At 71.3% G+C, this 18,707-nt stretch carries 20 protein-coding genes and 1 tRNA gene; 13 read left to right on the forward strand and 8 right to left on the reverse strand.

Annotated features, from left to right (window positions below; genetic code table 11):
- Window positions 1-6 precede the first annotated feature (6 nt).
- Window positions 7-273, forward strand: coding sequence for an HAH_0734 family protein (locus tag GRX01_RS10500; protein WP_159666827.1), 267 nt, complete (start codon window positions 7-9; stop codon window positions 271-273).
- 32 nt (window positions 274-305) lie between these two features.
- On the opposite strand, the gene GRX01_RS10505 is transcribed toward GRX01_RS10500, so the two are convergent.
- Window positions 306-2,696: a DUF2298 domain-containing protein gene (locus GRX01_RS10505; RefSeq protein ID WP_159666830.1), complete on the reverse strand. Its 2,391-nt coding sequence runs from the start codon at window positions 2,694-2,696 to the stop codon at window positions 306-308.
- Window positions 2,697-2,822: 126 nt separating this feature from the next.
- Between GRX01_RS10505 and GRX01_RS10510 the strand changes: the two genes are divergently transcribed.
- The 5 genes from GRX01_RS10510 to GRX01_RS10530 all read left to right on the forward strand — a co-directional run bounded on the left by GRX01_RS10510 (window position 2,823) and on the right by GRX01_RS10530 (window position 5,362).
- Window positions 2,823-3,116, forward strand: coding sequence for a hypothetical protein (locus tag GRX01_RS10510; RefSeq protein ID WP_159666833.1), 294 nt, complete (start codon window positions 2,823-2,825; stop codon window positions 3,114-3,116).
- Window positions 3,117-3,174: 58 nt separating this feature from the next.
- The gene (locus GRX01_RS10515; RefSeq protein WP_159666836.1) at window positions 3,175-4,047 is read left to right on the forward strand and encodes a glycosyltransferase; all 873 of its coding nucleotides are present in this window, start codon (window positions 3,175-3,177) and stop codon (window positions 4,045-4,047) included.
- On the forward strand, window positions 4,044-4,568 hold the full coding sequence (locus GRX01_RS10520; RefSeq protein ID WP_201289572.1) for a GtrA family protein: 525 nt from the start codon (window positions 4,044-4,046) through the stop codon (window positions 4,566-4,568). The genes GRX01_RS10515 and GRX01_RS10520 overlap by 4 nt, the downstream gene beginning before the upstream one ends.
- 124 nt (window positions 4,569-4,692) lie before the next feature.
- Window positions 4,693-4,767, forward strand: a tRNA-Met gene (locus GRX01_RS10525).
- Between the two features lie 142 nt (window positions 4,768-4,909).
- Window positions 4,910-5,362: a hypothetical protein gene (locus GRX01_RS10530; RefSeq protein WP_159666839.1), complete on the forward strand. Its 453-nt coding sequence runs from the start codon at window positions 4,910-4,912 to the stop codon at window positions 5,360-5,362.
- A gap of 30 nt (window positions 5,363-5,392) precedes the next feature.
- On the opposite strand, the gene GRX01_RS10535 is transcribed toward GRX01_RS10530, so the two are convergent.
- The 6 genes from GRX01_RS10535 to GRX01_RS10560 all read right to left on the reverse strand — a co-directional run bounded on the left by GRX01_RS10535 (window position 5,393) and on the right by GRX01_RS10560 (window position 10,980).
- On the reverse strand, window positions 5,393-5,818 hold the full coding sequence (locus GRX01_RS10535) for a Rieske (2Fe-2S) protein (protein WP_159666842.1): 426 nt from the start codon (window positions 5,816-5,818) through the stop codon (window positions 5,393-5,395).
- Window positions 5,819-5,853: 35 nt separating this feature from the next.
- Window positions 5,854-6,939 carry an aminotransferase class IV gene (locus GRX01_RS10540; RefSeq protein WP_159666845.1) on the reverse strand — a complete coding sequence of 362 codons (1,086 nt, stop codon included), beginning with the start codon at window positions 6,937-6,939 and terminating at the stop codon, window positions 5,854-5,856.
- Window positions 6,936-7,526 carry an anthranilate synthase component II gene (locus tag GRX01_RS10545; RefSeq protein WP_321168023.1) on the reverse strand — a complete coding sequence of 197 codons (591 nt, stop codon included), beginning with the start codon at window positions 7,524-7,526 and terminating at the stop codon, window positions 6,936-6,938. The genes GRX01_RS10540 and GRX01_RS10545 overlap by 4 nt, the downstream gene beginning before the upstream one ends.
- Window positions 7,523-9,172: an anthranilate synthase component I family protein gene (locus GRX01_RS10550; RefSeq protein WP_159666848.1), complete on the reverse strand. Its 1,650-nt coding sequence runs from the start codon at window positions 9,170-9,172 to the stop codon at window positions 7,523-7,525. Before GRX01_RS10550 ends, GRX01_RS10545 begins: the two co-directional genes overlap by 4 nt.
- Before the next feature lie 96 nt (window positions 9,173-9,268).
- Complete coding sequence (locus GRX01_RS10555) at window positions 9,269-10,060, reverse strand: helix-hairpin-helix domain-containing protein (protein ID WP_159666850.1); 792 nt, start codon at window positions 10,058-10,060, stop codon at window positions 9,269-9,271.
- Between the two features lie 83 nt (window positions 10,061-10,143).
- Window positions 10,144-10,980, reverse strand: a complete 837-nt coding sequence (locus tag GRX01_RS10560; RefSeq protein ID WP_159666853.1) for a shikimate dehydrogenase — start codon at window positions 10,978-10,980, stop codon at window positions 10,144-10,146.
- A gap of 142 nt (window positions 10,981-11,122) precedes the next feature.
- On the opposite strand from GRX01_RS10560, the gene GRX01_RS10565 reads away from it, so the two are divergent.
- The 6 genes from GRX01_RS10565 (at window position 11,123) to GRX01_RS10590 (ending at window position 17,341) form a co-directional block, all read left to right on the forward strand.
- On the forward strand, window positions 11,123-12,124 hold the full coding sequence (locus GRX01_RS10565) for a calcium/sodium antiporter (RefSeq protein WP_233740986.1): 1,002 nt from the start codon (window positions 11,123-11,125) through the stop codon (window positions 12,122-12,124).
- Window positions 12,125-12,230: 106 nt separating this feature from the next.
- Window positions 12,231-13,556 (forward strand): sodium:calcium antiporter, encoded by a 1,326-nt coding sequence (locus tag GRX01_RS10570; protein WP_159666856.1) that lies wholly within the window; start codon window positions 12,231-12,233, stop codon window positions 13,554-13,556.
- 93 nt (window positions 13,557-13,649) lie between these two features.
- Window positions 13,650-15,155: a D-aminoacyl-tRNA deacylase gene (locus tag GRX01_RS10575; protein ID WP_321168024.1), complete on the forward strand. Its 1,506-nt coding sequence runs from the start codon at window positions 13,650-13,652 to the stop codon at window positions 15,153-15,155.
- Window positions 15,156-15,321: 166 nt separating this feature from the next.
- A complete protein-coding gene (gene ftsZ / locus GRX01_RS10580; protein ID WP_159666859.1) occupies window positions 15,322-16,512 on the forward strand; it encodes a cell division protein FtsZ in 1,191 nt (396 codons plus the stop codon).
- A gap of 197 nt (window positions 16,513-16,709) precedes the next feature.
- A complete protein-coding gene (locus GRX01_RS10585) occupies window positions 16,710-16,883 on the forward strand; it encodes a protein translocase SEC61 complex subunit gamma (protein ID WP_159667249.1) in 174 nt (57 codons plus the stop codon).
- Window positions 16,884-16,885: 2 nt separating this feature from the next.
- A complete protein-coding gene (locus tag GRX01_RS10590; RefSeq protein WP_321168025.1) occupies window positions 16,886-17,341 on the forward strand; it encodes a transcription elongation factor Spt5 in 456 nt (151 codons plus the stop codon).
- Between the two features lie 176 nt (window positions 17,342-17,517).
- Here the strand turns inward: GRX01_RS10590 and GRX01_RS10595 are convergent, their stop codons facing one another.
- Window positions 17,518-17,814, reverse strand: a complete 297-nt coding sequence (locus GRX01_RS10595; protein ID WP_159666862.1) for a DUF7565 family protein — start codon at window positions 17,812-17,814, stop codon at window positions 17,518-17,520.
- A gap of 131 nt (window positions 17,815-17,945) precedes the next feature.
- Between GRX01_RS10595 and GRX01_RS10600 the strand changes: the two genes are divergently transcribed.
- Window positions 17,946-18,707, forward strand: a complete 762-nt coding sequence (locus tag GRX01_RS10600; RefSeq protein WP_321168026.1) for a PHP-associated domain-containing protein — start codon at window positions 17,946-17,948, stop codon at window positions 18,705-18,707.

Here is an 18,707-nt window from a genome sequence, read left to right on the forward strand (position 1 = left end):
GGGCGCATGAAGAAGCTCATCGTCCACGGGGATCCCGGCCTGCGCAAGGACGGTATCATCGAGTACGACGGCGAGGAGATGCGCGTCTTCTCCATCCAGCGGCAGGGCGACTACCACGGGCCCGACGAGCCACAGCTGTGGTGCACCATCGGTACCGACGACGAGCGCGAGGACTTCGAGACGAAGACGTACGTCCCCCACTGGCTGGACGTCGACACGATCGACGCCGAGGCCCTGGACGTCGTGAAGGCCGGCGGCGACCTCAACGTCTGAACGCCCGGCGACCGCGTCCCCGATCCGCTCCGTCAGTTCTCGTCGTCCCGCAGCGACGACGCCGACGGCAGCTCCGACTCCGTCACCCGGAACACCGTCACCGACGGCGTCGACGCCTCCTCGACCACCTCGACGCCGTCGATGGACGCGAAGTCGATCATGCCGCGGCCGTCGTAGCGTTCGCGCTCGGCGGACCCGACCCACACGTAGCGCACGTCGTACTCGCGGAGGGCCTCGACGGCGGCCGCTCGCGAGGTGTACGCGTCGTCGACCGCGCGGACCCGCGAGAAGTACGCCTCGGGACCGCGGTAGCCGACCTCGTGGTGCCAGCCGGCGACCGTCGGGAGGCCGGTGAGGCTCGCGGCGGGGCTCGCGTCCCACTGGTACATCGTCGGCGAGTGGCCGTACCGGGACTCGGCGCCGGGGTAGACTCCCGTCGCGGGCGCCGAGAGGATCGCGGGCTGGCCCTCGCGGGCGTCCAGCCAGTCGATCGCGCGCTCCTCGCTGGGGTGGAACGCGCCGACGAAGTGGGTGCCGTCGAGCGTCGGCTCGTCGGGATACCCCTCGTTCACGTGCGCCGGGACGGCGAAGGCGGCGTACATCCCCGTCGACACGACCAGCACGGCGACGAACAGCGCCGCCGCCACGTCGCGTGTACCCTCTCCCGGCCACAGCACCGAGGCGTCCGGACGCGGGACGGCCTCCAGCATCCCGGCGAGGACGACGCCCGCGGCGGCGGCCCACAGCGGCCACACCTGCGCGTACGTCTTGAACACGGTGTTCATCCGCCCGGGGCCCGCCTGCTCGTTCAGGTAGACGAGTTCGACCACGAGCGCCAGCCCCGCGCCGCCGACGATCAACACCGTCTCGAAGCCCGCACGGTCGGTCCGGAGCGCGACCCAGCCGACGACCAGCAGGACGCCGAAGAGTCCGAGCGCCGGCAGGCCGACGCCGAGCCCGGCGAGCGCCAGCGCGACGGCGCCGGCGACCACCGGCAGGGGACGCTCCCGGCCGACCGCCCCGAGCAGCCCGGCGAGGAACGTCGCGAGGAAGGCGCCGTGGACGACGAGCAGCCCGCCCAGCGACGAGCGCATCTCGACGGGTAACACCGCCAGTTCGCGCTCGCTCCCGCCGCCGGCGACGGCGACGAGCAGGAACGGCGCGGCCACGACGACCGCGAGCAGTCCGGCGCCGGCGACGAGCGCGGCCGCGACGACCGGGCGGCCGAGTTCCGCGGGTAGTCGACTGTCGCCGTCGTCGCGCCCGAGCCGAGCGTCGAGCTTGCGCCGAAGCGGCGCGGGAAGGAGCGTCCGCGGCGGCGCCGGCGCGGCCGCGAGCGCGAGCCACGCGAGCCCGAACACGCTCGGGAAGCTCCACGTGTCGAGCACGACCTGGAAGCCGCCCACGAGCGGAACGGCCCCGAACAGGAGCAGTCGCCGGCGGCGCGGTTCGGTCTCGGGCGTGCGATACAGCGCGAACGCGAGCGCCGCCCCGAGCAGGAGGAACGGCGTCATCGTCATGTGCGCGTGGAGATCGCCGTTGAGCCACGCGAACAGCGGGAACTCGTTGATCGTGCGGGGGATGACCCGGCTGGCGGTCCAGTAGGAGAACTCGCGCGTGACGAGTTCGGTCGCGTCGAGCCCGAGGGCGCCGGCGACGGAGCCCCGGAGGCCGGGCGGGAGCGCGCGGACGAACACCCAGCCTGCGGTGTGCAGGTTCCCCGCGATCCCGACGAGAAACGCCGCCAGCAAGCCGGCGGTTCGACGCGAGCGCCCGCGGCTCGCGGCGACCGACCCCGCGAGGTCGTAGACGGCCGTCACGAGCATCGCGTAGAACCCCGCGAGCGCGAGGTTGTAGCCGAAGCGCGCCGGCGTCGCCGTCAGCGTCGTGAACAGCGCCGCGAGCAGGTGACCGCCGTAGTAGTAGCGGACGGGCTCGCCGGCGAACCACATGTCCTCCGGCGGGAGGGTTCCAGCCCGCAGCAGCGACTTGAGGATGCCGTAATCGAGGAACTTCTCGCCCGCGCTCGGGTCGACGCCGGGGTCGAACGCGCGGATCAGGACGACGAACAGGAACGCGACCGCGAACACCGCGGCCGTCTCGGCGACGACGGACCGGTCCGGTAGGCGCTCGACCGCGTCGTCGTCGAGCGCGACGGTCCCGTCGCGGAGCGCCCCGCGATCGACCATCGCGAGCGCGGCGAGCGCGAGCAGCACCGCGAGCGCGACGCCGAGCGCGATCGGGCCGAACGCGACGCGGCCGACCCAGAAGGCGACGAGGCCGAGCGTCAGCGCGGCGACGGGCAGCGCGAACCCGGCTCCCCGAGTCGAGGACCGCGGGAACAGCCGGGACGTGACCGGGACGCCGACGGCGCCGAGCGCGAGAAGAACCACGAGCCAGCGGACGACGAGGCCGTACTCCATCGCTTTCCACGGGTCGCCGCCGCGGTAAGTCCCTTTCCCTCCGCCCCGCTCCACCGCTCCGGGCGTGCGTCGGTCCCGTCGGTCGTCGACGCAAACCACTAAGCGTCGACCGCCCCGATCGAGCGTGTGCCACGTCGGGACACCGCTCGCCGGGACGACGCGAGCGACGACGCCGAGACGGACACGGACGACGGAACCGGGACGAACGCGGGCGGCGACTTCGCGGCCTTCGGCGGCAGTCGCCTGCCGATCATCGGCGGGCTCGTTCTCGTCGGGGCGGTCGCGGGCAACCTCCTCGTGCAGGCGCTGGTCGCCGGCGGCACGCTCCCGGAGGGGACCGAGGCGGCGATGCTGCCCGTCCTCGCGGCGGCCGCGCTGATCGGGCTGCTCGTGTTGGTCGGCTCGATCCTTCGGCGGTAGCCGGCCGCCGCGGGACGCGTTCGCACCGTTTTTACCCGACCGTGCGGAAGTCGTCGCCATGCAGCCGACCGTCGGCGTCGTCGTTCCCGCCTACCATCCGGACCCCGGTCGGCTCCGGAACTACCTCCGTGCGATCCGCGAGACGATCGACCCCGCCGAGCTCCGCGTCGAGCTCGACCTCCCGGACGATACTCCCCCACCCGATACTCCTTCGGGCGCCACCTCCCCGGGCGATACCCTTCCGGGCGATGCGGTCGACCCGTCTCCCGACTCGGCACCCTTCGACCTCCCCGACGGCGTGGACTGCCACGTCGTCCGCCGTCGCCGCGGAAAGGGCGCGGCCGTCACCGCCGGTTTCGAGGCGCTCTCGACGGACGTGTACGCCTTCGCCGACGCCGACGGCGCCACCCCGGCGTCGTCGCTGGCGGACGTGCTCGCCCCCGTGTGCGACGGCGACGCCGACCTCGCGGCGGGGTCGCGGCGCCACCCGGACTCCGTGGTCCGGTCCCACCAGACGTTCGCCCGCCGGTTCCTCGGCGACGGGTTCGCGTGGATCGCCCGCCGTCTGCTCGACGCGGAGCTGTACGACTACCAGTGCGGCGCGAAGGCGATCACGGCGCCGGCGTGGGAGCGCGTTCGCGACCACCTGTACGAGCCGGGGTTCGCGTGGGACATCGAGCTCGTCGCCGTCGCGGCGGCGCTGGACTACCGGATCGCCGAGGTGCCGATCGCGTGGGAGGACCAGCCCGGATCGACGGTCTCACCCGTCGGCGACACGCTCGACATGGGCCGCGGGCTGCTGGTGGCGCGCCACCGCGCCCGGCTCATCCGCGACGACCGGCTTCACCGCCTGATCGACCGCGAGGACGGCGTCGCGCTGATCGACCGACCGGACGACCGCGGCGCCGTGAGCGACGGGGGTGACCCGTGAGCGGCGACGCCGACGGGTCGGACACGACGACGGACAGTCCGGACGCGACGACGGACGGCGGGGCGGCCGCCGGGAGCGACGGAGGGGTCGGCGCGCTCCTCTCCGGCGTCCGGATCGGGCAGTTCGTCTCCGTCGGCGTCGCCGGCGCGACGCTCGAGACGGCCATCGTCGCGCTGTTGACCACGCTCGCGGCGGCCGCGCCGCTGGCCGCGAAGGCGGTCGGCGCGGAGGCGTCGATCACGCTGATGTTCCTGTTGAACGACCGGTACACGTTCGGCGGCGAGGGCGCCGCCGGCGGGGCGGCGCTGCTCCGTCGCTGGGGGAAGTCCCATCTCGTCCGGCTCGGAGGGCTCGCGGTCGCGTTCACGACGCTGTGGCTGCTCACCTCCCGAACGGACGTCTCGCTCCTCGTCGCCGGTCGCGACCTCTGGCCGACCGTCGCCAACCTGATCGGCATCGGCGTCGGGCTGACGCTCAACTACGTCGCCGAGAGCCTGTTCACCTGGCGCGTGCTGGAGTGATTCGGGGCGGCGCGTCGCTGACACGGACGTCCCCCGGTGTGGTCGCGTGTCGTGGGGGAAACTCCCACACGGCGGCGGGATGTGAAACACAACCCTTACAAGTGAAGCTCCTGTTCTATTCGGTAGCGGGATGGGATAGCCAGGAGATTCCGCCGGGCTCATAACCCGGAGATCGGTAGTTCAAATCTACTTCCCGCTACTTCTCGCGAACCGACGCTTCCGTCCTTGAGAGGCTCGTCTCGCGTCGAGGTCCGTCCTTCGACCGCATCGGGACACCTCCCCGCTGAGACGCTCGATCGCTGACCGACGTTGTTTTCACACACCTGCCGAAAGTCGGTGCCATGACAGGGGGTGACGAGGTCGTCTCGTTCGACGTGGACGCCGCGACGGCGGCCATCCGGGACGCGCTCGACGACGGCTCCGACCTCCACGTCGTCGCCGCGTTCACGGCCGAGGCGTACGAGATCGTCCACTGCGACGAGTTCACGCGAGCGTTCTACGCCGACGACGAGGAGATGGGGGCACACTTCGACCGGATCCACCGCTACGCGGGGATCGACTTCTCGGAGATCGGGCTGTTCGTCGACGAGTTGTTCCCCGTCGCGGGCGGCGTCGAGTACGTCGCCACCGGGATGGAGCACCTCACGATCGTCCGCGTGTACACCGGACGCGAGGGGCTGCTGCTCACGCTCGACCCCGGCGTGGACGTGACGACGGCGATCGAGGCCGTCCGGGACGCGATCGACCGGGATCTGGGCGCGACGGGCGATTCGCTCTCCTCGCCCGACGCCTGACAGCGGCCGTTCGCTCGCCCCGAGCCCCGCTCAGTTGCCGGTGAAGTCGATCCGGCTGTCGCCGCCGTCGCCCCTGTCGACGCCGCTGGGGCCGAGGTGCTCGAAGGCGTACTCCGCGTCGTCGACGTACACGCCGCCGTCGGCGACGGTCACGTCGACGCGCTCCATCACCGAGCCCTCGCAGGGGCCGAAGTCACAGAACCCCGTGTCGAGTTGGAAGGTGGCACCGTGCTTCTGACACCACACCTCGCCGTTCGTGACGCGTGCCCCGTCTCCCTTGTCGAGGCGCACGTCCGTCCAGTGCTGACAGTAGTTGCGGTACGCGACGACCGTCCCGTCCGCCAGGCGGGTGCAGAACGCCTCCGCGAGCTCGCCCTCGTCGGTGCGAACGGTGAACAACAGCGTCTCTCCCTCGGGCACGTCGTCGGCGTCGGCGACGCGCGCGGCCTCGTCCATACGGCGGTGATGGGACGGCGCGCTTGTATGCCTCCCTATTCGCGCACGTCGCCGTCGCTGCTGGCGTCGTCGTCGCCATCGTTGCCGTCGTTGCGATCGGTCCCGTCGCGGGGATCGGTCCCGGTGTCGCCCGCCCCGCCGGGATCGTCGGCGTAGCACTCGGCCTCCACGCGCTCGTCGTACAGCCGCGACAGGAGCGTCGTCACGGGCCCCCCGCCGACCTCGACGCCGTCGTAGGTCCCGACCGGACGGAGCTCGCGGATCGACGAGGCGATGAACGCCTCGTCGGCGTTGCGGACATCGTCGGGGGTGCACGTCCCTTCCTCGACGGGGAATCCCTCCTCGCGGGCGATGTCGAGCACCTCGGCGCGGGTGACGCCCGGGAGGACCGGCCCGTCCAGCGACGGAGTGCGGATCGCGTCGTCGGCGACGAAGAAGAGGTTCGCCGTCGCGCACTCGGCGACGTGGCCGTCGTCGTCGAGGACCACCGCCTCGTCGGCGCCGGTCACGCGGGTCTCGACGCGCGCGAGGACGTTGTTGAGGTAGTTGTGCGTCTTCGCGTCGCTCGGGATCGCGCGGTCGGACACCCGGCGGGTCTTCACCGTCTGCAGCGTCGCCGGCCCCTCCCAGACGGACTCGCCGCCGGCGTCGGTGCTGCCGCCCCGGGGGAGCGGCTTCGCGAGGACGACGACCGTGGGATCCGTCTCCTCAGCCGCGGGTGGCGCGAACGCCGGCGTCTCCCCGCGCGTCACCGACAGGCGGACGTACGCGTCCGCGAGGCCGTTCGCGCGGAGGGTGTCGCGGACGCGCGCCTCCAGATCCAGCGCCGACAGCCCGAGCTCGTCCGCCGGCATCCCGAGGGCGTCGAGGCTGCCGAACAGGCGCTCGACGTGGGCGTCCCAGCGCCACAGCGTCCCGCCGTACGCGCGGACCGTCTCGAAGGCGGCGTCGCCGTACTGGAAGCCGCGGTCCGTCACCGACACCGACGCCTCGCTGGCGGGAACGAGCTCGCCGTCGACGTGGTGGACGAGGTCGTCGCCGTCGGCGTCGGTCGCCGTCGGGTCGTCGCCGGCGGTTCGGTCCCCATCGTCGCCGGCGGTTCGGTCCCTATCGTCGCTCATTCGAACCCACCTCGTTCGCAGACCCCGAGGAAGTTGCGGATCATGCGCTTCCCGTCCGGAGTGAGGATGCTCTCGGGGTGGAACTGCACGCCGACGTGGGGGAGTTCGGCGTGGCGCACACCCATCACCACCTCGCGCTCGCCGTCGGTCCAGGCGGTCTCGACCAGTTCAGGCGGGATCGCGTCGTGCTCGACGCACAGCGAGTGATAGCGTCCGACCTCGACGCGTTCGGGCAGATCGGCGAACACGCCGCGGCCGTCGTGACGCACGTCCGAGGGCTTCCCGTGGACGACATCCGGCGCGAGCGTCACCGCGGCGCCGTTGGCGGCACACAGCGCCTGGTGGCCCAGACAGACCCCCAGCGTCGGGTACGTCAGCTCCTCGAACACCGGGATCGAGACGCCCGCCTCCTCGGGGGTCCCGGGACCGGGTGACACGACGACCCCGTCGGGATCGAGGGCGCGGATCTCGTCGACGTCGATCCGGTCGTTGCGCCGAACGACCACGTCGTCGGCCAACTCCCCGACGTACTGGACGAGGTTGTACGCGAAGGAGTCGTAGTTGTCGACGACGAGGACGCGGGTCACTCGTCCACCCCCGCGTCGGGGTCCGTCCCATCCGTGTGACCACGTTCCGGCTTCGTGTGACCCTCCTCGACCGCCATGTCCGCGTCGAGCGCGTCGTCCACGGACCTGACGAGCGCGCGGGCCTTCGCGAGCGTCTCCTCGTACTCGGCCTCGGGGTCGGAGTCGTGGACGATCCCCGCGCCGACGCGGAGGTGGTACTCCTCGCCCGTCCGCACGAGCGTCCGGATGACGATGTTGGCGACGAACCGCCCGTCGAGGCCGGCGGCGAACACCGAGCCCGTGTACGGGCCGCGCCGGGTGCCCTCCAGCGCGTCGATGATGGCCATCGTCTTCGGCTTCGGCGCGCCCGTGATGGTGCCGCCGGGGAACACCGCCGCCAGCGTGTCCGCCAGCGAGCGGTCGGGCCGCTCGGTGCCCTCGACGAGCGAGACGAGGTGCATCACCTCCGAGTAGCGGTCGACGCGGCGGTACTCCGGCACCGAGACGCTGCCGTACTCGCTGACCTTCCCGAGGTCGTTTCGCTCCAGGTCGACCAGCATCGCGTGCTCGGCGCGCTCCTTCTCGTCGCCGGCGAGCTCGGCTTCGAGCGCGGCGTCGGTCTCCGGGTCGCCGCCGCGGGGACGGGTGCCGGCGATGGGCTCCGTTTCGAGTCGAGCGCCCGTGTCGCCGTCGGCGGGGCTGCCGTCGGAGCCGTCGCCCCCGTCGTCAATCCCCTCCGTGGGCTCGCGCCGCAACAGGAGCTCGGGGCTCGCGCTCACGAGGTCGATCCCGGGGAACTCCACCAGCCCGGAGTAGGGCGCGGGGTTGCGCTCCCGAAGCGCGGCGTAGGCCGTGACGGGATGGACCGCCGCCGGCGCCGTCAGGCGCTGGCTCACGTTCGCCTGGAAGGTGTCGCCCGCACGGATCGACTTCTTGACTCGGCGGACGCGCTCGGCGTACGTCTCCCGTCCGCAGTCGCTCTCGAAGGTCGTGTCGGCGTCCGCGTCGTCGCCGGCGGCGGGGGCGGGACCGACCGACGGGTCGCCGGTCAGCGCCCGTTCGGCGAGGTCGCCGGCGGCGGCGAGGCCGGCCTCGTATGCCGAATCGGCGTCCGGGTGGTCGTCGAGCCGGGGACAGGAGGTGACCCGGAGGGAGACCTCCTCATCCGTTCGCGGCTCCGTCCACGACGCGAGCGTCGGGTACACCGCGGCCTGCAGCCGGGGCAGGCCGCGGTCGTCGACCGCGCCGTCGGCGGGGAACGACTCCAGTTCGCGGGCGACGTCGTACGAGAGCCAGCCGAAGGCGCCGCACGGATACGGCACGTCGCAGTCGCCGCGCACGAGCGTCCCGGAGTCGAGCAGCCCCGAAAGCGCCGACAGCGTCGGCGACGGGGCGGCGTAGTCGCCGTGGCCCGGGTGGTCCGGGTCACGGACGACCGCGTCGGGACCGACCGTCAGCGTCTCCGCGGGGTCGACGCCGAAGTATCCCCGGCCGGGCTGGCCGCCGGTGGTCTCGTAGAACATCCCCGGTCGATCGTCGCGTCGGGCGCGGCGATAGGCGTCGAACGGGTCGTCGACCGCGACCCGGCGCTCCACGGGTATCCGGGCGTCCGCGGGGGCGTCGGCCGCGAGGCGACGGAACGTATCGCGGTCCGTGACCGTCTCCATGGGTGGTGGTGTCGCGGCATCGAAAAAGCGGGTTCGGTTCCGGGCGGCGGATCCGGCCGGACGACCCCGGTCGGTGGACGTGAGCGCCGCCGTCCGCTACGCCTCGAACTCGACCGCGCGGTCGATCCACCGCCCGACGCGCTTCTCGGAGACGCTGGTTCGTTCCGCGACCTCCTCGGCGTCGGCGGCCGCGAGGTCCGCGACCGTCTCGATCCCGATCTCCCCGAGGCGCTCGGCGTACGCCGGACCGATCCCCTTGATCTGGTCGACCGACACATCGGCACCGGAATCGCCGTCGTCGTCGGTCGTGACGTCGGCCGACCCGGGACCGGCGGCCTCCGCGGGTTCGGCCTTCGTGGCGGCGTCGTCGCTCGCCCCCGTCTCGTCGACCAGCGAGTCGGTGGAGGCGGCCGCCTCCGTCTCCGTGGCGACGGGGTCGTCGTCGGCGTCGTCCGCCGACTCGGGGTCCGACTCCTCCGTGTCCTCGACGGCGTCGTCGGCGCCGTCGTCCTCCGACTCCATCTCGTCGACGTCGGTCGTGACGTCGGCCGACCCGGGACCGGCGGCCTCGGCCGGCTCGGCCTTCGTGGCGGCGTCGTCGCTCGCTTCCGCCTCGTCGACCAGCGAGTCGGTGGAGGCGGCCGCCTCCGTCTCCGTGGCGACGGGTTCGTCGTCGGTATCGTCCGCCGACTCGACTTCCGACTCGTCCGTGTCCCCGTCGCTCGCTGGATCGTCCGTGCCCTTGACGGCGTCCTCGGTCGTCGTCTCCGGCTCCGCGTCCGGCTCGTCGCGTTCGCGCTCGACCGTCACCGCGGTCTCGGTCGAACGATCGCCCGACTGGCTGCCCCCGATGCCCAGCAGTCGCTTGATCTGTCGAAGGAGTCCCATTTGAGATATCCACGCCGCCGCCTTTTAAAAATCCAGCGCAGATCGGCGGGAAAACACCGGGGAGGAGCGGCGGCGACCCGGCGTCACGGGAGTTCCGCCCGGAGCGCTCCGTTCATCGCGTCGACCGGCGCGTCCTCGCCGGTCCAGCGTTCGAACGCCTCGACGCCCTGATACAGCAGCATCCACGCGCCGTCGACCGTCGTCGCCCCGGCGTCGGCCGCCTCCCGCAACAGCCGCGTCTCCAGCGGGGCGTACACGGCGTCGAGCACCGCCAGGCCCCCGTGCAGGTACTCGGCCGGTACGGGGGTCTCGTCGGACTCCATGCCCACGGTCGTCGCGTTCACCAGCAGGTCCGCGTCCGGCACGCGCTCGGCCAGCGAGTCGAGTCCGCCCGCGGAGACGGCGGTCGGCGCGTCCGGATCGTCGGAGCGAGCCGACCGGATCTCCGCCGCGAGCGACTCCGCGCGCTCGACGGTGCGATTGGCGACGTGGAGCGAGGCCGTGTCGGCGGCGAGCGCGAAGGCCGCGGCCCGTCCGGCTCCGCCGGCGCCGACGACGACGGCGTCGGCGCCCTCGCGCTCGACGCCGTGGTGACCGAACGCCCGTCGGACGCCGGCCACGTCGGTGTTGTACCCCCGCGGCGGGTCGGTCGAGCAGTCGACGGTGTTGACCGCGCCGACCTCCGCCGCGAGGTCGGCGGGCTCGACCGCCGACAACACGTCCCGTTTGAACGGCACCGTCACGTTCAGTCCCGCGACGCCGAGCGTGGCCGCCGCCTCGACGGCGGCGGCGCCGTCGTCGGCGTCCGGCTCGAAGGTGACGTAGCGGGCGTCCATCCCGAGCGCGTCGTACGCCGCCTCGTGCATCGGCGGCGACAGCGAGTGTCCGACCGGGTTCCCGACGAGTCCGTACACGTCCATACGACTCCCTTCCGGGGGGAGCGGAAAAGCGTCCCGGCGACGGGTCGGCGGGAACCGCGGGCCGCCCGTCGGCCGCTCCGAAAATCAACCGTGATATCTTCGCCCCCGGTGTTCAAGTTGGGGAGGTTGAACTGCCAGCACGATGATGTTACAGCTGGCGGACGTGCTGTTCACTGAACACGGCCTCTTCCTGCTCTTGGGCGTCGTGCTGTTGTATCTCGGTGCGGAGGCGCTGGTGAAGGGTGCGACCGGGCTCGCGCTCGGCGTCGGCCTCCACGCCGCGCTGGTCGGGGTGACGGTGGTGGCGTTCGCCACGACGGCGCCGGAGCTGTTCATCGGCGTGCTCTCCGGTGTCGAGGGCGACGCACAGATCGGGCTCGGCGCGATCGTCGGCTCAAACATCGCCAACATCGGGCTCGTGCTCGGCGTCTCGGCGCTGATCCGCCCGCTGTCGGTGTCGAGCGAGGTCGTCCGCAGGCACGTCCCGTTCATGGCGCTGGCGGCGGTGCTCGTCGTCGCCTTCGGGATGGACGGGACGATCGGCAGGATCGAGGGCGGCGTCTTCCTCCTCGTGCTCGCGGGGTTCACCGTCGTCCTCTATCGCGGGGCGATCGACGAGGACGCGGCCGTCGACGAGTCGGGCGCGGTCGCCGACGGCGGGTCGGTGGTCGAGGAGCTGCCCGAGGTCGACGCCGGAGGGGTCTCGCTCCGTCACGTCGCGTACCTGCTCGTCGGGCTCGCGCTGCTGTTCTTCGGCTCCCGGTGGCTCATCGACGGCGGCCGGTCGATGCTGTATCAGCTCGGGTTCACACAGCGGCTCATCGGGCTGACGGTGGTGGCGTTCGGCACGTCGCTTCCGGAGTTCGCCGCGAGCGTGGTCGCCGCCGTCCGGGGCGAGGCGGACTTCTCGGTCGGCAACGTCGTCGGCTCGAACATCTACAACGTGCTCGCCGTGCTCGGACTGCTCGCGGTCATCGTTCCGGTGTTCGTCTCCTCGGGCGTCTCGTCGTTCGACTTCCCGGCGCTCATCGCGTTCACCGTCGCCGCGGTCGCGGTGATGCTCCGGGGCGGCGAGATCGGACGGCTCGACGGCGCCGTGCTGGTGGGTGGGTACCTCGTGTTCTTCTACCTGCTCCTCCCGTGACGGCGGCGAACGTCCCCGAGCGAACCGATCGGACGCGCTGACGCCGGTTTCGGCGGATCGGCGTGAAGCGCAAGAGTAAGGACAAGCCGCCGGCTCCGTGCCGGTAATGAGTTCACGTCTTCGGAGCCCGCTCGTCGCGCTCTTCGGCGGGGTGGCGCTGACGTTGCCGTGGATCCTGTCGTGGCTGACCGGCGTAAACGAGTCCTTCGGGACGCTGACGACCGTCGCCGTCAGCGGCGTCGCGGTGCTGGGTGCGTCGTTCCTGCTCGCGTGGGGCGCGGAGACGGCCGAGAAGGACGTGCCGCGCGCGTTCGCCATCGCGGTGTTGGCGGTGCTCGCTGTGGCACCCGAGTACGCCGTCGACGCGCTGTACGCCTGGCAGGCCGGACAGGGCGACGCGCAGGCGGCGAACCTCGCGGTCGCGAACATGACCGGCGCGAACCGGATCCTCATCGGCATCGGCTGGTCCGGCATCGCGCTGTTCTCCATCTATCAGGCGTACGCCCGCGGCGACGACCCCAACGTCGTCACGACCGACAACGCCCTCGGCGACTACGTCTCGCTCGACCGCGACATCGCGCTCGAGATCGCGTTCCTGTTCGCCGCGACCGTGTTCGCGTTCTTCGTTCCGCTGGGCGGCGGGATCGGCGGCATCGACACGCTGGTCCTCGTCGGGCTGTACGTCGCGTACATCCTCGTCATCATCCGCGGCGACGTCGAGGAGATCGAGGAGCAGGTCGGCGTCCCCGCGTACCTCCAGTCGAAGCCGTTCGGTGTCCGCGCGACCTCGGTGCTCGCGCTGTTCGGCTACTCGGGGCTGCTCATTTTCACCGCCGTCGAACCGTTCGCTCACGGGCTCGAGGACCTCGGGCTCCAGTACGGGATACCCGAGTTCTTCATGATCCAGTGGATCGCGCCGCTTGCTTCCGAGAGCCCCGAGCTGATCGTCACCGCGTATCTCGTCAACAAGGCTCGTGCGACGGCGGCGTTCAACGCGCTCATCTCCTCGAAGCTGAACCAGTGGACGCTGCTCATCGGGACGCTCGCAGTCGTGTACAGCATCTCGCTGGGGCAGTACGGCGTGCTCATGTTCGACGAGAAGCAGGCGGCGGAGATCTGGATCACCGCCGCACAGAGCTTCTTCGCGCTCGCCATCCTGGTCAACTTCCAGATCTCCGTGCGCGAGTCGTTGGTGTTGCTCGTGCTGTTCCTCTCGCAGGTGGTGACCGAGTTCTACTTCATCCGGACGATGACGGAGGCGGCCGCCGAGGCCAACTCGATCCTCCTGCTCGAGGCGTACACCGTCCTCTATCTCGTCCTCACGGTCGGGCTCCTCGCGACCCGTCGGGACGAGATGCGGACGATCGCGTCGCTCTCGGGGAGGACCATCCGCGACGCCGTCGGCGGCGAGTCAGAACGGTCGGCCGACTGAAGGACCGCTCCGCGTTCGTTCCCGTCTCGCTCGTTCGGGCCCGTTCGGCCGGAACCGACGCGTATTCGAGCGCCCGTCCGCTAGCCCCGGTCAGTGATCGGTATCGTCGTCTCCCGAGCCGACCGAGCCTCGACCCACATCGCGGAGCGACTGCTCGCGCCGACGGAGTGGACCGAGCGGACCGACGCGTCCCGCACCGACGCCGAGGGCGGCGGCACATACCACACGCTCGACGCCGTCGACGCTCCGGTCGCCCCCGCCGGCGACGACGCGAACGACGCGGACGGGGCGGACGGGGCGAACGAGGGGGCCCGCAGGTTCGAGATCCGCACCTTCGACGAGCTCCACATTCACCTCGACGACCCGACCCCCGTCTTCTCCGAGGACCCCGAGTTCCTCGTGTTCGTCTCGCGCCACTCCGGGGACACGGGTCCGCTGCTCACGTGCCACTTCACCGGGAACTTCGGAGACGCGGAGTACGGCGGGGATCCGGGGTCGTTCGCGCCCGCCTGCCCGGGCGTACAGCGCGCGCTCGTCGCCGGCTTCGACGAGCACGCGCCCGACGGGTACGACGTCGCCATCGAGGGAACCCACCACGGACCGACCGAACTCGCGACCCCTGCGGTGTTCGCGGAGCTCGGCAGCGACGACGAGCAGTGGGACGACCCCGCCGGCGCCGACGCGGTCGCCCGGACGGTGCTGGATCTCCCGTCTCGGGACGCGACCGTCGCCGTCGGCGACGCCGACCGCCCGCGCCACGTCGTCGGCTTCGGCGGCGGACACTACGCCCCGCGGTTCGAGCGCGTGATCCGCGAGACCGCGTGGGGCGTCGGACACATCGCGTCGGACTGGCAACTGGAGGAGCTTGGCCACCCCGGAGAGCGCGGCGACGTGCTCGATGCGGTCGTCAGCGCCAGCGACGCCGAGTTCGCGCTCGTCGAGGGGGAGTACCCCGTGCTCCGGGAGGCGCTCGCGGCTCGCGACGTGCGGGTCGTGAGCGAGACGTGGCTCCGCGCGGTCGACGACCGCGAGCTGGATCTCGTCGCGTCCTTGGAGTCCGACCTCCGTGCGGTCGACGACGGGCTCCGGTTCGGCGATCGCGTCGCCGACCTCGGGGTGGACGGAGGCGGCGACCCCGCCGACGCCTACCGCGTCGTCGACCTCCCCGCGGACCTGCTCGCGGAGGCGCAGGGAATCGACGCCGACGCCGCCCGCGACGCCGTCGAGCACCACGCGATCGGCTTCGAAACCGAGCAGGCAGGCACGCGCGCCGCCGGGCGGGCCGCGCTCCCCGACGGCCCTGCGGCCGGCCACGTCGCCGGCGCGGACGCCGACGCCGCCGGCGTCTCCGACCCGTACGACGCGCTCGTCGACGACCTCGCGGCGGTGCTGGCCGAGAAGTACGACGAGGTCGTCCGCGAGGACGGCGTCGTCCGCGCCCGCATCGAGGCGTTCGACCCCGAACGGGCGGCGACGCTCGGGGTCCCCGAGGGGCTGAAGTTCGGGGCGCTCTCGGCCGGCGAACCGGTCGAGGTCGGCGGCGAAACGATCCGCCCGGAGACCGTCGCCCGCGAGCGCGAGGAAGTGTTCCCCGTCTGACTGATGGGTGAACGCCGTCAGGCCGGAGTGTGAACTGCCGGGCCGTCCGACGGCGCCGCGGTCTCCGGCTTCCGGCCGCGCGTCGACCGACGTGAGGGCGTCTGACGGGTGCAAGACGCGAGGGGGAAGGATAATAACTCTCCGTCGGCAACGCCTGCCCATACCTATGGACTCCATCGTTGAGGACGCGATCAACGAGGCCGAGGAGGCCGGGGAGGCGGGGGAAACCGACGCCTCCGCGGATCCGGCGTCCGGCGAGCCCGGCGGCGACGCCGCGACGAACTCGTCGGGATCGGGAGACGACGCCTCACGCACGGGGAAGATGACCGACGAGGAGCTTCAGGACGTTCTGAAGGACCTCCAGACGAACATCACCGTCGTCGGCTGCGGCGGCGCCGGCGGCAACACGGTGAACCGGATGGCCGAGGAGGGGATCCACGGCGCCGACCTCGTCGCGGCCAACACCGACGTCCAGCACCTCGTCAACATCCAGGCCGACACCAAGATCCTGATGGGACAGGAGAAGACCCAGGGTCGTGGCGCGGGCTCGCTCCCGCAGGTCGGCGAGGAGGCGGCCATCGAGTCGCAGTCGGAGATCCGCGAGTCGCTGGAGGGCTCCGACATGGTGTTCGTCACCGCCGGACTGGGCGGCGGCACCGGCACCGGCTCGGCGCCCGTCGTCGCGAAGGCGGCCCGCGAGATCGGCGCGCTCACCATCGCCATCGTCACGACGCCGTTCACGGCCGAGGGCGAGGTGCGTCGCACGAACGCCGAGGCCGGCCTCGAACGCCTCCGCGACGTGGCCGACACCGTGATCGTCGTCCCGAACGACCGCCTGCTCGACGCCGTCGGCAAGCTTCCCGTGCGTCAGGCGTTCAAGATCTCCGACGAGGTGCTGATGCGCAGCGTGAAGGGGATCACCGAGCTCATCACCAAGCCCGGCCTCGTCAACCTCGACTTCGCCGACGTCCGCACCGTGATGGAGAAGGGCGGCGTCGCGATGATCGGGTTGGGCGAGTCCGACTCCGACACGAAGGCTCAGGAGTCGGTGCAGTCGGCGCTGCGCTCGCCACTGCTCGACGTGGACATCTCCGGCGCCAACTCCGCGCTCGTCAACGTCACCGGCGGCTCGGACATGTCCATCGAGGAGGCCGAGGGCGTCGTCGAGGAGATCTACGACCGGATCGACCCCGACGCGCGGATCATCTGGGGCACCTCGATCGACGAGGAACTCGACGGGCAGATGCGCACGATGATCGTCGTCACCGGCGTCGACTCCCCGCAGATCTACGGTCGCAACGAGGCCGCCCAGGCGGCCGCCGGCGACCGGCTCGAGGACATCGACTACGTCGACTGACGCGGCCGCTCGTCGCCGACGACGGAGTCCAGCGGCGGCGACCCTCCGACCGAGGCGTCCTCCACAGTTCCGTTTCTCGAGGCATCGATCGACGGGCGTGATCCCGATCTCCCGCCGGAGCGCGTGCGCCGCCGTGACGGGCGCTCCGCGGTCAGAGCAACAGATATAGAAGGTGCGGCGAAGTACGCCCGGTAACCATGGATGTCAAGTACGACCTGACAAGCTACGTCAGGGTGCTCAAGCTGGCGAGCACGCCCTCCTGGGAGGAGTTCTCCCAGATCTCCAAGATCGCCGGTGCAGGCATCTTCCTCGTCGGGTTTCTCGGATTCATCATCTTCGCGGTCATGACCGTCCTCACCGGGGGGATCTGACGGTGCCGATCTACTCGGTGAAGACGACGGCCAGTCAGGAGCGCACCGTCGCCGACATGATCGCCAGCAAGGAGATGGCCGAGATCCACGCCGTGCTCGCGCCCGACCAGCTCACCAGCTACGTGATGGTCGAGGCGGACGACGACTCGATCATCCGGCGCGTGCTGGAGGAGGTCCCCCACGCCCGCGGGCTCGTCGAGGGCCCCGGCGGCGAGGCGGGCCGGTCGTCGATGTCGGAGGTCGAGCACTTCCTCTCGCCGACGCCCGACGTGGAGGGGATCGCCGAGGGCGACATCGTCGAGCTGATCGCCGGCCCCTTCAAGGGCGAGAAGGCACAGGTCCAGCGCATCGACGAGGGGAAGGACCAGGTGACCGTCGAGCTGTACGAGGCGACCGTCCCGATCCCCGTGACCGTGCGCGGCGACCAGATCCGCGTGCTCGATAGCGACGAACGGTAGTTCGTCGTACCATGCGAGCGGGCCTCTGGCCCGCGAGCAGCCTCCGACGAGCGCTGACGCGCTCGCCGTGCTCTCGCTCGCGTTCGCTCGCGAGAATAGCGACGAACGGTAGCTCGTCGCCTCACAGGACTGTTTTCAGTACGATAGCGGACGGGTACTCGCCGACTTCGACCGGCTCACACGTCGTCGCCGACCCGATCGACGATCCGGTCCAGATCGGCGACCTCCTCGACGTCGGCTTTGATCCGCTCGCGCTCGCGGACGTCGTCCGAGTCGGCGTCGTACGCGCGGACGAACTCGGCGCGGGTGTGCTCGTCGAAGGCGTGACGGATGGCGAAGTAGCCGTCGGGGACGACGGCGCCGCACACCTGACACTCGTGTCGCTCGTGTGCGGTCGTCTGGTGAACGACGGCATCCTCGACCGCGTCGAACGCCGCGTCACACCCCTCGAGGCCACAGGCCCACCGGGACATACCCGGATGCAGACGACAGGCTCGCTTAAGCGTTCCCGTGGGGCTCCGTTCCCGGTCGTCCCCGTCCGTCCCCGCGCCTGCATTCGACTCCAAAGCGGAATCACTAACGTCGACCCGACATAGCTTCGCGTGTGACTGCAGGACCGACGCGGGTCGACGCCCACGTGAAGGTGCTCGACGAGCGCGTCGTCGAGCGGGCACGGCAGTCGGGCGTCGACACGCTCGTGTACGCGCCGCACTTCACGCGGCTCCCGGAGATCCGCGAGCGCGCCGAGCGCTTCTCGACCGAGGCGGTGACGGTGGTGCCGGCACGGGAGGTGTTCACCGGCGACTGGGGGAACCGCCGCCACCTCCTCGCGGTCGGACTGGACGATCCGGTTCCCGACTTCATCACCTTCGAGGCGGCGCTGGCGGAGTTCGAGCGACAGGGCGCGGCCGTCCTCGCTCCGCATCCGGAGTTCATGAACGTGAGCCTCACCCGCGCCGAGGTGGGCGCCTACCGCGACCGGATCGACGCCGTCGAGACGTACAACGCGAAACTGTTCGGTCGACACAACGACCGGGGACGTCGGATCGCCGAGGCGTTCGACATCCCGACGTTCGGCTCCTCGTACGCGCACCTCGACGGCACCGTCGGCGCGGCGTGGACGGAGTTCGAGGGTGACGTTCGCGGGGAGGACGCGCTCGTGACGGCGCTGAAGGAGCGACGGCCCCGATCGGTCGTCAGGCAGGGCGATCCCGCGACACGGCTGCGACGGCTGGTGGAGTTCGTCCACCTCGGCTACGAGAACTCCTGGGGGAAGATCGACCGCCTGCTGCTCTCGGGAATGGAGGCGACACACCCCCGACATATCGCCTACGACGGACGCTTCGACGACGTATCCGTGTACTGA

Source organism: Halobaculum saliterrae (assembly GCF_009831625.1).
Lineage (GTDB): Archaea > Halobacteriota > Halobacteria > Halobacteriales > Haloferacaceae > Halobaculum > Halobaculum saliterrae.

Coding starts and splice junctions, on each gene's coding strand:
- GRX01_RS10500 (WP_159666827.1), top strand. CDS start 7: ATGAAGAAGCTCATCGTCCACGGGGATCCCGGCCTGCGCAAGGACGGT.
- GRX01_RS10505 (WP_159666830.1), bottom strand. CDS start 2,696: ATGGAGTACGGCCTCGTCGTCCGCTGGCTCGTGGTTCTTCTCGCGCTC.
- GRX01_RS10515 (WP_159666836.1), top strand. CDS start 3,175: ATGCAGCCGACCGTCGGCGTCGTCGTTCCCGCCTACCATCCGGACCCC.
- GRX01_RS10530 (WP_159666839.1), top strand. CDS start 4,910: ATGACAGGGGGTGACGAGGTCGTCTCGTTCGACGTGGACGCCGCGACG.
- GRX01_RS10535 (WP_159666842.1), bottom strand. CDS start 5,818: ATGGACGAGGCCGCGCGCGTCGCCGACGCCGACGACGTGCCCGAGGGA.
- GRX01_RS10540 (WP_159666845.1), bottom strand. CDS start 6,939: ATGAGCGACGATAGGGACCGAACCGCCGGCGACGATGGGGACCGAACC.
- GRX01_RS10550 (WP_159666848.1), bottom strand. CDS start 9,172: ATGGAGACGGTCACGGACCGCGATACGTTCCGTCGCCTCGCGGCCGAC.
- GRX01_RS10555 (WP_159666850.1), bottom strand. CDS start 10,060: ATGGGACTCCTTCGACAGATCAAGCGACTGCTGGGCATCGGGGGCAGC.
- GRX01_RS10560 (WP_159666853.1), bottom strand. CDS start 10,980: ATGGACGTGTACGGACTCGTCGGGAACCCGGTCGGACACTCGCTGTCG.
- GRX01_RS10565 (WP_233740986.1), top strand. CDS start 11,123: ATGATGTTACAGCTGGCGGACGTGCTGTTCACTGAACACGGCCTCTTC.
- GRX01_RS10570 (WP_159666856.1), top strand. CDS start 12,231: ATGAGTTCACGTCTTCGGAGCCCGCTCGTCGCGCTCTTCGGCGGGGTG.
- ftsZ (WP_159666859.1), top strand. CDS start 15,322: ATGGACTCCATCGTTGAGGACGCGATCAACGAGGCCGAGGAGGCCGGG.
- GRX01_RS10585 (WP_159667249.1), top strand. CDS start 16,710: ATGGATGTCAAGTACGACCTGACAAGCTACGTCAGGGTGCTCAAGCTG.
- GRX01_RS10595 (WP_159666862.1), bottom strand. CDS start 17,814: ATGTCCCGGTGGGCCTGTGGCCTCGAGGGGTGTGACGCGGCGTTCGAC.